Origin of the sequence: Asticcacaulis benevestitus DSM 16100 = ATCC BAA-896, from assembly GCF_000376105.1 — a bacterium.
Classification (GTDB): Bacteria; Pseudomonadota; Alphaproteobacteria; order Caulobacterales; family Caulobacteraceae; genus Asticcacaulis; species Asticcacaulis benevestitus.
Map to the genome: position 1 here is coordinate 329,537 of NZ_AQWM01000002.1, position 13,705 is coordinate 343,241.

11 protein-coding genes are annotated in these 13,705 nt (G+C 61.0%); 6 read left to right on the forward strand and 5 right to left on the reverse strand.

The features are described from left to right. Positions 1 to 23: 23 nt before the first annotated feature. Both B060_RS23875 and B060_RS27105 read right to left on the reverse strand, forming a co-directional pair. The gene (locus tag B060_RS23875; RefSeq protein ID WP_018080661.1) at positions 24 to 902 is read right to left on the reverse strand and encodes a hypothetical protein; all 879 of its coding nucleotides are present in this window, start codon (positions 900 to 902) and stop codon (positions 24 to 26) included. Positions 903 to 1,022: 120 nt separating this feature from the next. Then, positions 1,023 to 1,172, reverse strand: a complete 150-nt coding sequence (locus tag B060_RS27105; protein WP_018080662.1) for a hypothetical protein — start codon at positions 1,170 to 1,172, stop codon at positions 1,023 to 1,025. Between the two features lie 85 nt (positions 1,173 to 1,257). Between B060_RS27105 and B060_RS0104995 the strand changes: the two genes are divergently transcribed. The 6 genes from B060_RS0104995 (at position 1,258) to trxA (ending at position 11,262) form a co-directional block, all read left to right on the forward strand. After that, positions 1,258 to 2,082, forward strand: coding sequence for a GNAT family N-acetyltransferase (locus B060_RS0104995; RefSeq protein ID WP_018080663.1), 825 nt, complete (start codon positions 1,258 to 1,260; stop codon positions 2,080 to 2,082). Next, on the forward strand, positions 2,075 to 3,628 hold the full coding sequence (amgK, locus tag B060_RS0105000) for an N-acetylmuramate/N-acetylglucosamine kinase AmgK (RefSeq protein WP_018080664.1): 1,554 nt from the start codon (positions 2,075 to 2,077) through the stop codon (positions 3,626 to 3,628). Before B060_RS0104995 ends, amgK begins: the two co-directional genes overlap by 8 nt. After that, positions 3,625 to 4,338 carry a nucleotidyltransferase family protein gene (locus B060_RS0105005; protein WP_018080665.1) on the forward strand — a complete coding sequence of 238 codons (714 nt, stop codon included), beginning with the start codon at positions 3,625 to 3,627 and terminating at the stop codon, positions 4,336 to 4,338. Before amgK ends, B060_RS0105005 begins: the two co-directional genes overlap by 4 nt. Further along, positions 4,335 to 7,331: a PD-(D/E)XK nuclease family protein gene (locus tag B060_RS0105010; protein ID WP_018080666.1), complete on the forward strand. Its 2,997-nt coding sequence runs from the start codon at positions 4,335 to 4,337 to the stop codon at positions 7,329 to 7,331. The genes B060_RS0105005 and B060_RS0105010 overlap by 4 nt, the downstream gene beginning before the upstream one ends. Beyond that, positions 7,328 to 10,843: a double-strand break repair helicase AddA gene (addA, locus tag B060_RS0105015; RefSeq protein ID WP_018080667.1), complete on the forward strand. Its 3,516-nt coding sequence runs from the start codon at positions 7,328 to 7,330 to the stop codon at positions 10,841 to 10,843. Before B060_RS0105010 ends, addA begins: the two co-directional genes overlap by 4 nt. Before the next feature lie 92 nt (positions 10,844 to 10,935). Continuing rightward, a complete protein-coding gene (gene trxA / locus B060_RS0105020) occupies positions 10,936 to 11,262 on the forward strand; it encodes a thioredoxin (protein ID WP_018080668.1) in 327 nt (108 codons plus the stop codon). A 103-nt stretch (positions 11,263 to 11,365) separates the two neighbouring features. Here the strand turns inward: trxA and B060_RS0105025 are convergent, their stop codons facing one another. The 3 genes from B060_RS0105025 to B060_RS23880 form a co-directional block, all read right to left on the reverse strand. After that, entirely contained in the window at positions 11,366 to 12,112 is a 747-nt protein-coding gene (locus B060_RS0105025; RefSeq protein WP_018080669.1) for a hypothetical protein, read from the reverse strand. A gap of 152 nt (positions 12,113 to 12,264) precedes the next feature. Beyond that, positions 12,265 to 13,143 (reverse strand): formyltetrahydrofolate deformylase, encoded by an 879-nt coding sequence (gene purU / locus B060_RS0105030; protein ID WP_018080670.1) that lies wholly within the window; start codon positions 13,141 to 13,143, stop codon positions 12,265 to 12,267. Between the two features lie 61 nt (positions 13,144 to 13,204). Further along, positions 13,205 to 13,666 (reverse strand): macro domain-containing protein, encoded by a 462-nt coding sequence (locus B060_RS23880; RefSeq protein ID WP_018080671.1) that lies wholly within the window; start codon positions 13,664 to 13,666, stop codon positions 13,205 to 13,207. Positions 13,667 to 13,705 lie beyond the last annotated feature (39 nt).

Consider the following 13,705-nt stretch of genomic DNA (forward strand, 5'->3'; position numbering starts at 1 on the left):
CGTCACACTTTTCGGAAAGCGCTCTAAAAGCTCGATGGCGCCGCACCCGGACCATAATCCTTGTCGGCGCTCAATCCCGGCGCCGGCGCCAGACTGGAGGATGAGGACGACGCCGAGGTTTCACTGCCAAACGGCATCAGGTTTTTAGGGAGATGCAGCAGATCCTTGACATCGGTTTCGAGATCTCCGGGCAAGCCCAGGTCCTCGCGGATGAAGTGATAGGCCTTGTTGCTGGCGCAGCTACAGACGCGCAGTTCGTTATTCTTGTTGCGCCAGATGACGATGGGATAGGCGACATTGACCTTGCTGTTGCGCAACAGCGGCGCAAGCTGGTTGATGAAGTCGCGCGACGCCCAGACCACGCCCGAGCGCGCCAGATCGTTATCGGCCACGGCGATGTTCTCGGCCTTCCAGGCTTCCGGCGCGGCGTTGCGCCATTGCTGGTAAAGCAGCCAGCTCCGGTTCAGCCACAGCTCGGCGATGGTCGAGCGTTCCTCCGGCGTCGATTGCTTGACATTGCCATTGTCCTCGCGGGCAAAAGCGACGATGCGGGTCTCGACGCCACCGGCCTGCAGGCGCGGAAACTCGACATCCTCATAGGCGCGGCACGGGGCGCAATCGCGGTACGTCACAAGATAGACCCAGCGCTTGTCCACCGGCTTGGTCACGGCTGTGGTGATACCGGATGCGGGGCCTGTGGTAAGGACATCCTTCTGGAAATCGGGCGAAACGTAATCGGCGCGCGTCAACAGGCTGGTAATGGCGGCGGCATCGGTCGGGCTGGCGATGGTGACCGGGGCATAGCGCTGGACCTGATCCCACCACACCCAGTAACCGACGCCAAACAGGGCCGGGCAGATCACCACAAAGGCCATGGCCCATAGCAGGAATTTACGGTTCATATGTACCCCCACGCGCCTTGCGGCACCGCTCATCTGCGGCCGACTATAATCGTTAACGTGCTAGCGCGAAAGGCATCATGGTTAATATAAGAAATCCATTCAAATGAACGGATAAGCGCCCTAACGCTGCAGAAACATCGTGCACAGGGCAAAAACCACACACCCTATGGCCATGACCCACAGAGCGACATAGGGCAGCAGCGCCTTGGGACGGCGACGATCTTCGCTGACAGGTTTTACGCTTAGCGGTTTGGCAAGGCTATCGGGCATGAACCCGTCATATAGGGATGCGGCGTGATTGCCAAGGGCCTGCCGAGTGCTTGCTCAGATCGGGCAAACAGGTCTACCAAGGGCCATGGCGACACGGCATATTATCGACGAACTGATCCATGAGCGGGCACCAGGGCTGGTGGCCTCGCCCGTCTGGCCTGTCGCGCAGCCCGTGCTCTATGCCCTCCTGGGGCGCCATAAGGCCGTGCGCATGGCCGATGCGGTGGCGCACAAGGGCGGTGCGGAAAGCCTCGATTACGTCTCGAAACTGCTGTCGCTTGAGGTGGTCACCCGCGGTCTTGAGCGCGTGCCACAGTCCGGCCGCTGCGTCGTCGTCTGCAATCACCCGACGGGCATCGCTGATGGCATCGCCGTCTATGACGCCCTCCTGAAGCGCCGGCCTGACGCCATCTTTTTCGCCAATGCCGACGCCCTGCGCGTCAATCCGCGCTTCGCCGAGGCGCTTATTCCGGTGGAGTGGGTCGAGGCCAAGCGCACCCGCGACAAAACCCGCGCCACCCTGCAAGGGGCGAAGGCCGCTTTCGAGGCCGAACGCTGCGTCGTCATGTTTCCGGCCGGACGGCTGGCCAGGCGCGATGCTCAGGGCCGGCTGGTCGATCCGGCGTGGGCTCCGACCGCTGTATCGCTGGCGCAGAAATATAACGCGGACATCGTGCCGATGCACCTTGCCGGGCCGGACAGCGTCTGGTTTCACCTGTTCAACCGTTTTTCACAGGAACTGCGCGACATCACCCTGTTCCATGAGTTCCTCAACAAGGCCGGCAAGCGTTTCGACCTGACCGTGGGGCCGGTGATCGCGCCGCAGACCGAAGGGTTGGACACGGACAGCCTTAAGGCCTATGTCGAACAGACGCTGCAAGCCCATCCCGACGAGCCGTTTCATGCCTGATCTCACCAAAGCCCAAACCCTGCATTTGCCCGATGAAGCCGCCACAATCGATCTGGGCGCACGCCTCGCGCCCCAGCTTAAAAGCGGCGATATCGTCTATCTGCGTGGCGGTCTCGGCATGGGCAAGTCGTCGCTGGCACGCGCAATGATCCGTACACTGACGAGTTCTGATCAAGACGTGCCGTCGCCGACCTTTACCCTGATGCAGACCTATGACACAGCGGATTTTCAGATCGCCCACCTCGATCTCTATCGCCTGAAAGCGCCGGAAGAATCTTATGAACTGGGGCTCGACGACGCCTTGGCCTATAGCGTTTTGTTGATCGAATGGCCGGAGCGGCTGGGTCATTTGGGCTTTGACGATCGCCTCGATATCATCCTAGAAGAAGCCGATAGGGATCAGGGCCGAAAGGTCACGATAACACCGCATGGGCGCTTCAGAAACATAATGCCGGATTTCAACGTTTCAGATCGTGAAAGTCTTAAACAACGGTTCCTGAGCGATGCCGGTTTTGCCGACGCCATGCGCCAGCCCCTGCCCGGTGACGCCTCAACGCGACGCTACGAGCGTCTGGTACGCGCCGATGGTCAAAGCTTTATGCTGATGGATCAGCCGCCCGTGCCGGGAGCAGAGCCTTGCCGGCCGGGAGAAAGCGAATCTGAGCGGCGGACTTCGGGCTATTTCGCCCTGGCGCGCCTTTCTGGCGGGCGAATCGAGGCCTTTGTAGCGGTGGCCGACTATTTGCGGACGCAAGGACTATCGGCACCGGACATCATCGCGGTGGACTCAGGCAATGGCCTGCTGATCAGCGAAGATCTGGGCGCCGATGTCTTTGTGACCCTGATCGACCAGGGGCAGGACGCAGCGCCGCTCTATCTGGCAGCCATCGAGGTTCAGGCCAAGCTACACGCGGTGACGCCGCCGGACGTGCTGCCGGGCGGCTGGCCCCTGCTCGCCTATGACGATCTGGCGCTGAAAACAGGCGCCGAGGTCTTCACCGAGTGGTATCCGCACTATGATCCGGCCTGCACGCTGGATACGACGGCCCTGGCTGAATGGGAAGCGCTGTGGGCGCCCTTGCGCCAACGCGCCGAAGCCGGCGCAACCGTCTTTATCCATCGCGACTTCCACGCCGAAAACCTGCTGTGGTTGCCAGAACGCGAAGGCATTCAGCGCGTGGGTCTGATCGATTTTCAGGATGCCCTGCGCGCGCACCCGTCCTGGGATCTGCTGTCGCTGTTGCAGGACGCCCGCCGCGATGTGTCGCCCGAGCTGGAAGCCCTGTGTCTGGATCATTATTTCAAATTGCGTCCGCAGGTCGATCGCGCCGCCTTCATGCGCGACTATACGGCGCTGGCCACGCTTAACGCCGCGCGCATCCTCGGCGTATTCGCCCGTCTGGTGACGCGGGATCACAAACCGAAATATGCGGCCTTCATGCCGCGCATGTTGGGGCACCTAAGCCGCAATCTTCGTGCCGACGGCATGGAGGGCTTGCGCGATTGGTTCGGCCGCTATGGCTTCAACGACAGGCTGATATCATGACACGCGCCCCTGAAACCGCCTTTATTCTGGCCGCCGGCCTCGGCACGCGGATGCGGCCTCTGACCGATGACAAGCCGAAAGCCTTGGTCGAGGTCGCGGGGCGGACCCTGATCGACCATATGCTTGATCGTCTCAAGGCGGCCGGCGCGAAGCGTTTCGTGGTCAATGTCCACTACTTCGCCGACAAGCTGGAAGCCCATCTGAAAACGCGCAGCGATCTCGATATCCTTATTTCCGATGAACGCGACGCCCTGCTGGAAACCGGTGGTGGCCTGAAAAAAGCCCGCCCCCTGCTCGGCGATGATCCGGTCTGGGTGGTCAATACCGACAGCGTCTGGCTGGAGGACGCCGGTCATGACGCCATGAAGGATCTGGCGCAGATGTGGAACCCTGAGACCATGGACGCCGCCCTAATGCTGGCCCCGCTTGCGCGCTCCATGGGCTTCGACGGCCATGGCGACTTCTTTCTGGACGGCACCGCCTTACGGTTTCGCGGCGAGGCGGCGCAGGCGCCCTATGCCTATATGGGCGTGCAGATCACCAGACCGCAGATCGTCGATGGTGTCGATGAAGCGGCTTTTTCCCTGTCGAAAATCTGGCGCAGACTCGCGCCTGAAGGTCGTCTGCACGGCAGCGTCATGACCGGCGACTGGATGCATGTCGGTGATCCGGCAGCGCGCGATGCCGCCGAGGCGCGCCTTAGGTCATGAACGATATTTTCGCCAGACAAGGACCGCGCTGGTTCACCATCCCGTCCGGGCGGTGCTTCCTCAACGATCTGGCCAAGGGCATCTGTCAATCTCTCGGCGACCAGCTCTCGACAGCGCAAATCCTGACCCCCACACGGCGCGGCGCGCGTTCGATGGCGCGGTCATTTTCGCAGCAGGCGCGCGGTGGGGCCTTGCTGCTGCCACAGATCCGCGCCATCGGCGATCTCGATGAAGGCGAGCCGCCGTTCGATCTCGAAGCGCTGGGACTTGATCTGCCGCCGGCGCTTTCCCCCTTGCGCCGTCGCTTCGAGCTGGCGCGCCTGATCACGGCTGAATATGACGGGCTCGAAGGCCGCGAGGTTTCCGCCCGACTGGCGCTCGAACTGGCCGACAGCCTGGCTGGCTTTTTCGATTCACTGGCGCTGGAAGAGGTTGATGCGGTCGGCAAACTGGAAAATCTCGTCTCGGGTATTGGCGAAGACCAGTATGCGCTCGAAGGCTGGGCCAGCCATTGGCAGATTTCGGCGAAATTCCTCAATGTAGCCGTGCGCCAATGGCCGAAACGCCTGCATGACCTGGGCCTGATGGACCCATCAAAACGGCAGGTGACCCTGATCCGCCGTCTGGTTAATCAGTGGACGGAGCATCCGCCGCATACGCCGCTCATTCTGGCGGGTTCGACCGGCTCTGCACCCTCGATGGCCGACCTGATGAATGTGGTGGCGCAAGCGCCGCTGGGGGCCGTGGTCCTGCCGGGGCTCGATCTCCACCTCGCCGAAGATGTCTGGGCGCAGATCGAGGAATCGCATCCGCAAGGCACGATGAAGCGTACGCTCGACCGCCATGAGGTGACGCGCGACCAGATCCATACCTGGCCAGCCTCAATGGAAGCCGACCGCAAGGGTGATGCCCGCCGCCGCCTGATCAATGAAGCGCTGCGTCCCGCCGAGGCCACCAAGGACTGGCTGGCACAAATCGCCGTGCTCAGGGCCGAAGAGGGCGACACCCTCACGGAAGGCCTGAAGGGGCTGGTAGAGATCCACACGGCGCGCGATGAAGAGGCGGCCTCGGCTATCGCGCTTCTGATGCGCGAATGTCTGGAAGAACCGAACAAGGTGGTGGCGCTGATCACGCCTGATATTACCCTGTCGCGCCGCGTGGCCGCGCGTTTGTCGCGCTGGGGTTTGCAGCCCGATTCCTCGGCCGGTGAGCCGCTCTCGAACAGCCTGACCGGGCGTTTCCTGCTCGATCTGCTGAGCCTGATGGAGACACCACACGATCCGGTGCGGCTGTTGAGCCTGCTGCAGAACCCCTATTGCCGTCTGTCGGGCCATAAGGGCCTGTACGGGCTGGAAACCAGGGCTTTGCGCGGCGCTACGCCCAACGATACGGATGCGATTACGGCTGCCCTGGCTGCGGATGAAAAAGCACTTGATCTGTGGACGGACTATCTTGGCCTGATGCAGTCGGCCATCGCGGCCGCGCCGAGCGAACTCAGCGAGGCCGTTGTTCGCGTTGTCGCACTGGCCGAACGTCTGGCGGCCGATGAAGGGCAGGTCTTGTGGGCAGGAGCACCCGGCGCGCAGGCCTCGGAAATGCTGGCCGAACTGATCCGCGAAAGCGCCGGCTTTACGGTCAGCAGCCAGCGCGAAGTCAACGATATTCTCGGTCATCTGATCGGCAAGGGCAAGGTGCGCACCGGCGGTAATACCCACCCGCGCCTGCTCATTCTCGGCGCCATCGAAGCGCGCCTCGTCAAGGCCAACCGGCTGATTCTGGCTGGTCTCGAAGAAGGCGTGTGGCCGCAGGCGCCGGATATGGACCCGTTTCTCTCCCGCCCGATGCGCCAGAAGCTGGGCTTGCCGACACCCGAGCGCCGCACCGGCCTGTCAGCGCACGATTTTGTCCAGGCGGCCACAGCGCCGGAGGTCTACCTTGTCACGCGGCATCGCCGTGAAGGTGAGCCACAGGTGGCGTCGCGCTGGCTGTGGCGCTTGCAAACCCTGTGCGACGGCGCAGGCATCAAGATCGAAACGCGGCCGGAGGTGCTTGCCTGGTCACGCGCGCTGGATTGTGGCCTGAAAAGCAAGCCCGCCCTGCTCCGCCCCGCTCTGCGCCCGGCGCCAAAGCCACCGGTGGCCGTGCGACCCGACCGCATGTCGGTCACCGAGGTCGAGGTGTTTGTGCGCGATCCTTACGCCATCTATGCCAAACGTATTCTGGGCCTCAGGCCGATGGACCGCCCCAATGAGCCGGTCGAGGCGCGCCAGCGCGGCACCGCCATCCACAAGAGCCTTGAGCGCTTTGCGGCGGAGGACGTGCTGGGCCCGGAAGGCGTGCGCCGCCTGACCGCCATGCTGGAGGAAGAGCTTGCCGCCACGCACCTGTCACCGTCGCAGATGGCGCTGCAACGGCCTCTCCTGCCGGATCTGGCGCGCGAATTCGTCGCCTTCGAGGCGGAGCGCCGTGCGGCAAGACCAAGATTGCGCATCGAGGAACGCGGTGAACTGGTGATGGCTACGGCGGGTGGCGATTTCACATTGATCGCCAAGTCCGACCGCATCGAGGTGCGCGAGGACGGCGTCGATATTCTCGATTTCAAGACCGGCCAGCCGCCTTCTGCCAAACAGGTAACCGCCGGCTTCTATCCGCAACTGACCCTGACCGCGGCGATCCTGCGCCATGGTGGCTTTGCCGGCATCGATGGCGATAAGCCGATCGGCGACCTGATCTATGTGCGGGTGTCGCCCGACAGCACGACCGAAAAGTCCGCCGTGCAAAAGGGCGAAAACGCCAATGATCTGGCCGAAGCGGCGCTGGCCAGCCTGAAACGCCGGCTTGAAGATTATGCCGAGCCTTCCAAACCCTACCTGTCATGGACCGCGCCACAGTTCCTCAAGGTGCGCGGCGGCGATTACGACCAGTTGGCACGGCTCTATGAGTGGAGCGTGCTGGGCGATGATGAGTCTGCGGAAGCGGAGGAAGAGGCATGAACGCCCAAAATCCGAACGCTCAGAATATAGCGGCCGATCCGAAAGCCTCGTCCTTCCTGACCGCCAATGCCGGCTCCGGCAAGACCTCGACCCTCGTCAACCGTGTGGCGCGCCTGCTTTTGGGCGGCGCCAAACCCGAACGTATCCTGTGCGTCACCTACACCAAGGCCGCCGCCGCTGAAATGCAGGGCCGTTTGTTCGAGCGGCTCGGCGGCTGGGCTGTGGCGGCCGATGATGAACTGGCGCGTGACCTGGCCAGCATCGATGAGGCGGTGCACGATCTGCCGCGCGCGCGCGCCCTGTTCGCCAAGGCGCTGGAAACGCCCGGCGGTCTGAAAATCCAGACACTGCACGGTTTCTGCGAAAAGCTGCTGCGCCGTTTCCCGCTCGAAGCCGGTCTATCACCCGCCTTTCAAGTGCTGGACGATCTGATCGGCGGGCAGTTGTCGGAAAAGGCCAGCGCCGGTCTGCTGACGCTCGATACGCCGGAACTGGCTGAGGTGATGGCGGCGCGCGACCGACTGATCCGCAAGCTCAAGGTTATGGGCTTCGAGCGGTTATTACAGCAGTTCATACATCAGCACGACGACATCAAAGCGCATTTTGACGCGCTTCAGGCCAAAGGCGACTGGGCACATGACCTGTTTGTCAGTCTGGGGCTGGAGGGTGTCTGCACGACACACGCCTGCCTTGAGGCCTATGAAAACCGGCTGGAGTGGCAACTGATCCGTGATCTCGCCGCCGGACTGATGGCGGGCAGCACCAGCACCAATCAGAAGGCGGGGGCGGCCTTCCTGACGCTGATCGAGGCGCAGATGGCCGGTAAGCCACTCGATTTCGACGTGCTCAAGACGGTGTTCTTCACGCAAAAGGACGAGCCGCGCAAAAGCCCGTACACCAAGGAAACCAGTGCCGCCGACGCCCTGCTGATGGACCGCCTGGCGATCGATGTCGCTGATCTGATGCAACGCCTCAAGGCGGCGGAAATCGCTGAAAACACGCTCGATGGCCTGCGCCTCTTCGCCATTTTCAGCGCCATCTACCAAACGCAGAAACGTCAGGAAGGCGCGCTCGATTTCCAGGACCTGATCAACAAGACCAAGGCCCTGCTGTCCGATCACCTGATGTCGGTCTGGGTGCTGTTCAAGCTCGATGGCGGGCTGGAGCATATTCTGGTCGATGAGGCGCAGGATACCTCGCAGGATCAGTGGGCTATCGTAAAGGCTTTGTCGGCGGAATTTTTCTCCGGGCGCGGCCAGTCGGATCTGGCGCGCACCGTCTTTGCCGTGGGTGACGAAAAGCAGTCGATCTATGGTTTTCAGGGCGCACAGCCGGATAAGTTCCTTGATGCCGGCCAATATTTCGATGCTCAGGTGCGCGCCGCTGAGCAAAAATTCGTCGCCCCCGATCTGGTCGAAAGCTGGCGCACCCTGCCGGAGATTCTCGGCTTCGTCGACGCCGTCTTCCCGGCGCCGGATCTGTCTCATGCGCTCAATTTCACCGGCAATACGATCGTGCACAAGGCGCAGCGCAACGCTCACAAGGGTCTGGTCGAGCTATGGCCGCTGGTGCGCCCGATCAAGGCACCGGAGGTCACGGCGGATGACGCCGATGTCGCGCCGGTCGATGCCCCGTCGCACGAACCGCCGTCGAAACGGCTGGCACGGCAACTGGCGGCCACCATCAAGGCCGAGATCGAAGCTGGCCGCAGCGTCTATACCAAGAAAACCGAGGCGTCGCGTCCGCTCCATGCGGGCGATATCCTCATTCTGGTGCGCAAACGCGACCATCTGTTTGAACATATCATCCGTGAACTGAAGATCGCCGGTGTGCCGGTTTCCGGCGCTGACCGGCTGAAACTGGGCGACCACATCGCCTTTCAGGACCTGCGCGCCCTGATGCGCTTCTGCCTGCAGCCCAATGACAGCTTGTCTTTGGCTTGCGTTTTGCGCAGTCCGCTATGCGATCTCAGTGAGGACGACCTTTATAGTCTGGCGCAGGGCCGCGAAGGTCCTCTGTGGGGCGCTTTGCTCGATCATACCGATACGGACGGCCGTTTCGCCGAAGCGCGTGTGCTTCTGCTATGGGCGCATCGCGCGGCGCACCAGTTGACCGCCTTTGATTTTCTGGCGCGCGTGCTTAATCGCCGCGATGACGCCGGACGCTCGATCAAACAGCGTTTCCTGACCCGTCTGGGCGATGAATGCGAGGATGTGCTGGAAGAAACCCTGGCCCTGGCGCTGAAAGGCGAAGGCGTGGGCGATAGCGGCCTTTCCGCCTGTCTTGATCTGTTCGAGTTCAAGGCGGCGCAGATCAAGCGCGAGCAGGAAGAGGGCGGCCGTTCGGTGCGCGTCATGACCGTTCACGGCTCGAAGGGGCTGGAAGCGCCGTGGGTCATCCTGCCGATCGGGCCGCAGCACACCAGCGCCAACAAGGACGATCTCCTGCTGCGGGGCGAAGGCGGAGAGCTCTATCTTTGTATCGGCGGCCGCAAGCAGGATACGGGCAATATCAGCGCCATCCGGGCGGCCAAGGCGCTGAAGGACGAGCAGGAAGGCCTGCGCCTGCTCTACGTGGCCCTGACCCGTGCCCGTGACCGCCTGACCCTGTGCGGCTATGCCGGCAAGAAGGCGACCGGCAAGAACAACGCCTTCGCGCCATGGTATGACTTGCTGAGCGATGCCTTTGCGCGTCTGCCGGAGACCACGCTGGAACCGATGGCCCTGAAAGCACCGTTCGATGATGAGGAACAAATCAAAGAGGCGGTGGTGACGCTGTACGGCGCCCGTTCGCCCCTGCTGAGCGCCGAGGCGGCGGTGCTGGCGCCCGAGGTCATCCTGCCGGACTTCGTGACCGCACTCGTGGCGCAGGCCGATGTCGATAGCGAACGCGGCAAGGAGCGCTGGGCGGCGATTTCGCAGATGGGCGACGAAGACCGCGAAGAGAACGAACGCGCGCCGTCGCCGCTGGAATCGCATAATGGCCTTGGCCGTTATCGCCGTGGTATCCTGATCCACAAGCTGTTTGAAATCCTGCCCGATATCGCGGCGGACAAGCGCCCTGAGGTGGCAGCGCGCTATCTGGAGCGCCAGGCCGATCTCACCGATGATCAGCGCCGCGAAATGGCACAGGCGGTGATGACGGTCCTCAACGATGCGCGTTTTGCCGAGGCTTTTGGTCCGCAATCGCGCCCCGAAATAGCACTGGCCGGTGGCATTGGCAGAACCGGGCGCGGCGACGAGATCATGCTGTCGGGCCGAATCGACCGGCTTGTGGTGACCGATAGCCGCGTCGTCATTATCGATTACAAATCGAACCGCCCGGCGCCGGAGACGGCGGAAGGCGCCGCCATCGCCTACCAGCGCCAGATGGCCGGTTATGTCGCCTTACTGCGGCAGATCTATCCGAACCACCAGGTTGAGGCGGCGCTTTTGTGGACGGATGGACCAAGATTGACGCCCTTAAGCGATGCTTTAGTAAATCTCAGGCTTGGCGAAATTTTGAGTCGTTGATTTATGGTCGCCTATTCACTACCTATGAAGTCGAAACTGTAACAACGTCCCGTCGCGCGTTTTTCCCAAAAGCGACCTAAGGATTAAAATCCATGGCTACGCACAAGATCACCGACGAAAGCTTTGAAGCCGATGTCCTGAAGTCCGACACGCCTGTTCTGGTCGATTTCTGGGCCGAATGGTGCGGCCCGTGTAAGCAGATCGCGCCAATCCTCGAAGAACTGGCCGAGGGCCTGGGCGACAAGATCAAGATCGCCAAGATCAATATCGAGGATAGCCCGATGACCCCGTCGCGCTTCGGCGTGCGCGGCATCCCGACCATGATGCTGTTCAAGAATGGTCAGATGACCTCGATGAAGGTCGGCGCCATGCCGAAGGCGAAGTTGCTTGAATGGCTGGGCGAAAACCAGATCGCCTGATAATTGACAAGCGCCGCGCCGCAGGTGTCACCAGGCACCCGCGGTGCTGGCTATTCCGGTGTGACATGATCAACCGGCCGGCGCACAAGCCGATAGGTCTGTCTTAAAAAGACAGACTTTTTTGCGCGCGGAGTATGGCCTCCGCCTGAATTTCCAGCATGGCCTTGAGCGGCAGATAAAGCCCCAGACGATTCCACGAAGCGTTCATCGCCCTTTGCTTGAGCCCCTCAAAGTAGGTGGCCGCCATCCACACCGACAGGGCGTATAGTCCGCATATATAGAGGATGACCGCGTCAACCGCCTCGAAGGTTTCAGGCGCGTGTGTCGCCAGGGGAACGAATTTCAAGGGCATCGGCGCTTCGGGTTCAGGCTTCGGTTTGAACTGGTCAACGATCCAGCCCCCGAGATCGACACGCTTGAAACGCAGGCGGTTGGTCTGCGCCTCGGCCTGGATATGATCGCCGGCCTCCAGCGCGTAATAGTCGAGAATGGCCTCACAGACCGCCGGATCGTAGCTATACTGCCGCCGACCGTCCCAGATCAGCACCCGATGCGCGGCTTCGCGTTCATGTCCGAGACGTTCCAGACGCGTCCTGATGGCAACGATGCGCGGTTTGTCGCTCTGCCAGTCGCGGCTGATCGTGCCGATATGAGCATTCTGTACACCGCATAAATGCGCCAGTCCGCGCTGGGTCAGATAGCCCGAACCATCGCTCAGCGTGCCCATCCCCATACCGTCATGTTCCGCATAGGCGGTGATAGCGAGTGCGGGAGCAGCAGCCTTTTTGGGAGGGCGTCTGGCGGGAATTATTCGCGTATGAGGCACGACGTCAGGCGCGAGCTCGAACATGGGGTCCGGCCTTTCAAAGCTGAAGATATGAAGGGAAAGGCTTACGCAACAACGATTCGTTGTTGATATTGCGGTGCGCAATAGCCTTAATCAAGTCTTAACCTTGGGTAGAGACGGTTTCGAATAACAACGTCTGTGGATAATCTGACGCTTCAGGAAAAAACGACCGTTTTCGAGCCGTTGATAATCACGCGGCGCTCGGCGTGCCAGGTGACAGCGCGGGCCAGAACGCGCGCTTCGATATCCTGACCGATGGCCACCAGTTGTTCGGGTGTCAGGCCATGGTGGACGCGCTGAACGTCCTGCTCGATGATCGGGCCTTCGTCGAGATCGGACGTGACATAGTGCGCCGTGGCGCCGATGATCTTCACACCACGCGCATGGGCCTGATGGTAGGGCTTGGCGCCCTTGAAGCTCGGCAGGAACGAATGGTGGATATTGATGCAGCGGCCTTCCAGCCTGCGCGCCAGATCGTCCGAGAGAATTTGCATATAGCGCGCCAGCACGACCAGATCGGCCTGATAGTCCTCGATTAATTTAAGGAACTCAGCCTCCTGCGCCGCCTTATCGATGCCTTTCGTGGGAAGGCAGACATAAGGAATGCCGCTCCATTCGACCAGCGAGCGCATATCATCATGATTGGACATGACGCAGACAATATCGACCGGCAGCAGGCCTGAGCGCCAGCGGTAGAGCAGTTCATTCAGGCAGTGGCCAAATTTCGACACCGCGATCAGCACCCGGGGCTTGTTCGACAGGTTATAGATGTCCCAGGCCATCGAGAAACGGTGGGCGATCGGTTTGAAACCATCATGCAGAGTGGCCATCGGCGGCATTTTCGGCCCGGCCTGTTTGAAGACGACACGGACATAGAACATGTCGCCTAAAGCATCGTTGAACTGCGCCGACTCGACAATCGAAATGTCGTTGTCATTCAGATAACCGGAAACAGCGGCCACAATGCCACGGGTATCCGGGCACTTGATGATCAGGACGTAATGGGCGGGGTCAAAGTCTGTGGTGTCGAGCATGAGCAGGTTATAGGCGATAAAGCTTGCGAAAAGTCAAAGGTTTCAGAAGAAAGCAATTATCCTATAGCGTGTAAACGACCGGTTGAAAGTTCTTAGCTTCGTCCTCGATAATCTTCGCTATCACTTCCCAATCACCATTCGCCAGTCCTGCCCCGATTTTTGGAAAGGCGATGTAGGGCATGCTTTGTTGCGCCTTTGCCCATATATCAATGTCACGCATGATTTGCCGCACGGCTTCATAGCTCACATAAACAACATTTGGATCACGCCCGTAAATCTCCTGCGTGACGGCATTAATGACAGTTCGCCCATCTGAGCAATCGACCCATATAGACTGTCCTAAATCTAGCCGGTTACCTTGTTGCTCATAGGTTGAGCGATAGGCCTTGAAAGCTTCCGGGTATTTATTTTTAATGGGCACCGCAATGCCCGCGCCCATTTTACCTAAAGCATTGCAACCCTGGCAAATAACGCGCTCAGGTGCCACGAGAAGGTCGCCCTGCTTATAGATTATGGCTGGCATTTGCGATCTCTAATCAAAAATTCGTGGGGTCGCAGACCC

Coding starts and splice junctions, on each gene's coding strand:
- B060_RS23875 (WP_018080661.1), bottom strand. CDS start 902: ATGAACCGTAAATTCCTGCTATGGGCCATGGCCTTTGTGGTGATCTGC.
- B060_RS0105010 (WP_018080666.1), top strand. CDS start 4,335: ATGAACGATATTTTCGCCAGACAAGGACCGCGCTGGTTCACCATCCCG.
- purU (WP_018080670.1), bottom strand. CDS start 13,143: ATGCTCGACACCACAGACTTTGACCCCGCCCATTACGTCCTGATCATC.
- B060_RS0104995 (WP_018080663.1), top strand. CDS start 1,258: ATGGCGACACGGCATATTATCGACGAACTGATCCATGAGCGGGCACCA.
- B060_RS27105 (WP_018080662.1), bottom strand. CDS start 1,172: ATGCCCGATAGCCTTGCCAAACCGCTAAGCGTAAAACCTGTCAGCGAA.
- B060_RS0105025 (WP_018080669.1), bottom strand. CDS start 12,112: ATGTTCGAGCTCGCGCCTGACGTCGTGCCTCATACGCGAATAATTCCC.
- amgK (WP_018080664.1), top strand. CDS start 2,075: ATGCCTGATCTCACCAAAGCCCAAACCCTGCATTTGCCCGATGAAGCC.
- B060_RS0105005 (WP_018080665.1), top strand. CDS start 3,625: ATGACACGCGCCCCTGAAACCGCCTTTATTCTGGCCGCCGGCCTCGGC.
- trxA (WP_018080668.1), top strand. CDS start 10,936: ATGGCTACGCACAAGATCACCGACGAAAGCTTTGAAGCCGATGTCCTG.
- B060_RS23880 (WP_018080671.1), bottom strand. CDS start 13,666: ATGCCAGCCATAATCTATAAGCAGGGCGACCTTCTCGTGGCACCTGAG.
- addA (WP_018080667.1), top strand. CDS start 7,328: ATGAACGCCCAAAATCCGAACGCTCAGAATATAGCGGCCGATCCGAAA.